Source organism: Microvirga roseola, from assembly GCF_020866965.1.
GTDB classification, from domain to species: Bacteria; Pseudomonadota; Alphaproteobacteria; order Rhizobiales; family Beijerinckiaceae; genus Microvirga; species Microvirga roseola.
Window position 1 is genome coordinate 1 of the sequence record NZ_JAJATX010000133.1, and the last position, 2,613, is coordinate 2,613.

A 2,613-nucleotide genomic window follows, 5' to 3' on the forward strand; every position below is an offset into this window, starting at 1 on the left:
ACGTCGGCAGGCCCCGCCCGGTTCCTCATACCTGCCAAAGTAGTGTTAGGGGCTATTCCGATAACCGTGACATTCCGAGCCTTGGTGCAACATCGCGCCTGTCTCCGCATCTGCGCTTCGGAGAGATCAGTCCGCGGCAGGTCTGGCATGCGGCGCAAACCTTGAGCGCCGACCGGCCCGACCTGGACCGGGATCTGGAAAAGTTTCTGAGCGAGGTGGTCTGGCGGGACTTCAGCCATCAGCTCCTCCACGACTACCCTCACCTTCCCATTGAGCCGCATAGCAGCCGCTTTAGGCACTTTCCCTGGAACGCGGATGCAAAGTCCCTCAAGGCTTGGCAGCAGGGACGAACGGGCTACCCGATTGTCGATGCCGGCATGCGCCAGCTCTGGCGCACCGGCTGGATGCACAACCGTGTGCGCATGATCGCCGCCTCCTTTCTGGTGAAGCACCTGCTCGCCGATTGGCGGCAGGGCGAGGCCTGGTTCTGGGATACGCTGGTCGACGCGGATCCGGCCAACAATGCTTTCAGCTGGCAATGGATTGCAGGATCGGGGCCGGATTCGGCTCCCTTCCACCGCATTTTCAATCCGGTCACCCAGGGAGAGAAGTTCGACCCGGAAGGCGACTACGTACCTCGCTACGTGCCTGAGCTCGCGGGGCTTGCTTCGGCCTTCATTCACCGGCCGTGGGAGGCCTCCGCCGAGATGCTCCAGGCCGCAGGCATCAGGTTGGGCGAGACCTACCCCGCCCCCATCGTGCCGCATGGCCCCGCCCGGGAGCGGGCGCTCGAGGCCTTCCGCAGTCTCCGGGCCATCGCCTCCTGAAGCAAGGAAATGAGGCCGGCGGCTTGACCGGCCCGCCCCCTTGCCGGCAGCATCGCGGCGGATACCCGTGCAGGTGAAATGCCTGCCCAGCTGCTTTTAGGAACACCATGACAGCCACGACCCTCCTGTTTCGCGACGATGCCTATGCTCCTTCCTGTCAGTCGACCGTTGTCGGCGTCACGCCTGAGGGCGGCGTTATCCTCGACCGCACGGTGTTCTATGCGCAGGGCGGCGGACAGCCAGGGGATGTGGGCGCGCTCCTGCGCGGCAATGGCGACCGGATCGAGGTGACGAACACGGTCTACGGCCCGGACCGCTCCCAGATCCTGCATCTGGTCGGCCCGGAGGCGGCCGCGCTCCTTTCCGCGGGCGAGCCCATCGAGCTGCAGCTCGACTGGGAGCGGCGTCTCAAGCGCATGCGCGTCCACACCGCGCTACACCTGCTTAGCGTGGTCCTGCCCTACCCCGTCACCGGCGGCGCCATCGGCGATGGCGACGGGCGGCTCGATTTCGATATTCCCGATGCCGGACTCGACAAGGATGAGATCACGGAGAAGCTCAACGCCCTGATCGCCCAGGATGCGCCGGTCACCGAGCGCTGGATCACGGACGAGGAGTTGGACGCCAATCCCGCCCTCGTGAAGACCATGTCGGTGAAGCCACCGCGCGGATCGGGGCGGGTGCGCCTGGTCTCAATCAAGGGCATCGATCTGCAGCCCTGCGGCGGCACCCATGTGCGCCGCACGGGCGAGATCGGGACAGTAGCGATCACCGCGATCGAGAAGAAGGGCAAGCAGAACCGCCGCGTCCGCCTTTCCCTCGTCGACTGAAGCAAGGAAGCCGTTCCATGACCCAGCCCTTCGTCTCGACCGCCTGGCTGCAGGACCACCTGAACAATCCCGATCTCGTGGTCGTTGACGGCTCCTGGTACCTCCCGACACAAAATCGCGATCCGCAAGCGGAATATCTGGAAGGCCACATCCCCGGAGCAGTGCGGTTCGATATCGACACGGTCAAGGACACCGCGTCCCCCCTGCCCCACATGCTGCCCTCACCTGAGGACTTCGCTCGGATCGTCGGAGATATGGGGATCAGCGAAGACATGCGGATTGTCGTCTATGACGGCGCGGGCCTTTTCGCTGCTCCTCGGGTGCGCTGGACCTTCCAGGTTTTCGGAGCTCGAAACGTATTAATCCTTGAAGGGGGCCTGCCTGCCTGGAAGGCTGAAGGAAGGCCCATTGAGACAGGGCCTCAGAGGCCGCGGACGCAGCGCCGTTTCGAGACGTCCTTCAATTTTGCCGTCATCGCAGATGCCTCCGACGTCCAGGACGCCTTGCGTTCAGGATCCGCACAGGTAGTCGATGCACGGCCTGCGGACAGGTTCCGGGGAGAGGCGCCCGAGCCCCGTCCCGGATTGCGGATGGGCCACGTGCCCGGAAGCCTCAACCTCCCCTTCGACGATATCATCGAGAACGGTCGGCTGAAGGATAAGGCGGGTATCGAGCATGCCCTCAAGGAGGCCGGGATCGATTCCGAGCGCCCTGTCATTACGAGTTGCGGCTCCGGAGTCTCGGCCGCCATCATCGGCGTTGCTCTGGAAGCCGCCGGCTACCCCATCAAAGCGATCTATGACGGCTCCTGGGCGGAATGGGGCGCACGGGAGGATCTGCCCGTCGAGACGGGCCCGGCGAAGAAAGCCTGAGCGTCCGCATCAGCGGAAGAACAAAAAAGCCCTGGAGGGATCCGGGGCTTTTTGCTTTCCACCGATCCGCTCAGTGGAGGATCT

3 protein-coding genes are annotated in these 2,613 nt (G+C 64.3%); all 3 read left to right on the forward strand.

Going from position 1 to position 2,613, the window contains the following annotated elements:
• A partial coding sequence (locus LG661_RS24405) for a cryptochrome/photolyase family protein (RefSeq protein WP_230534592.1) occupies positions 1–827 on the forward strand: 827 nt, incomplete at its 5' end.
• Positions 828–934: 107 nt separating this feature from the next.
• Positions 935–1,657, forward strand: coding sequence for an alanyl-tRNA editing protein (locus LG661_RS24410; protein ID WP_230534593.1), 723 nt, complete (start codon positions 935–937; stop codon positions 1,655–1,657).
• Positions 1,658–1,674: 17 nt separating this feature from the next.
• A complete protein-coding gene (gene sseA, locus LG661_RS24415; protein WP_230534594.1) occupies positions 1,675–2,529 on the forward strand; it encodes a 3-mercaptopyruvate sulfurtransferase in 855 nt (284 codons plus the stop codon).
• Positions 2,530–2,613: the final 84 nt, after the last annotated feature.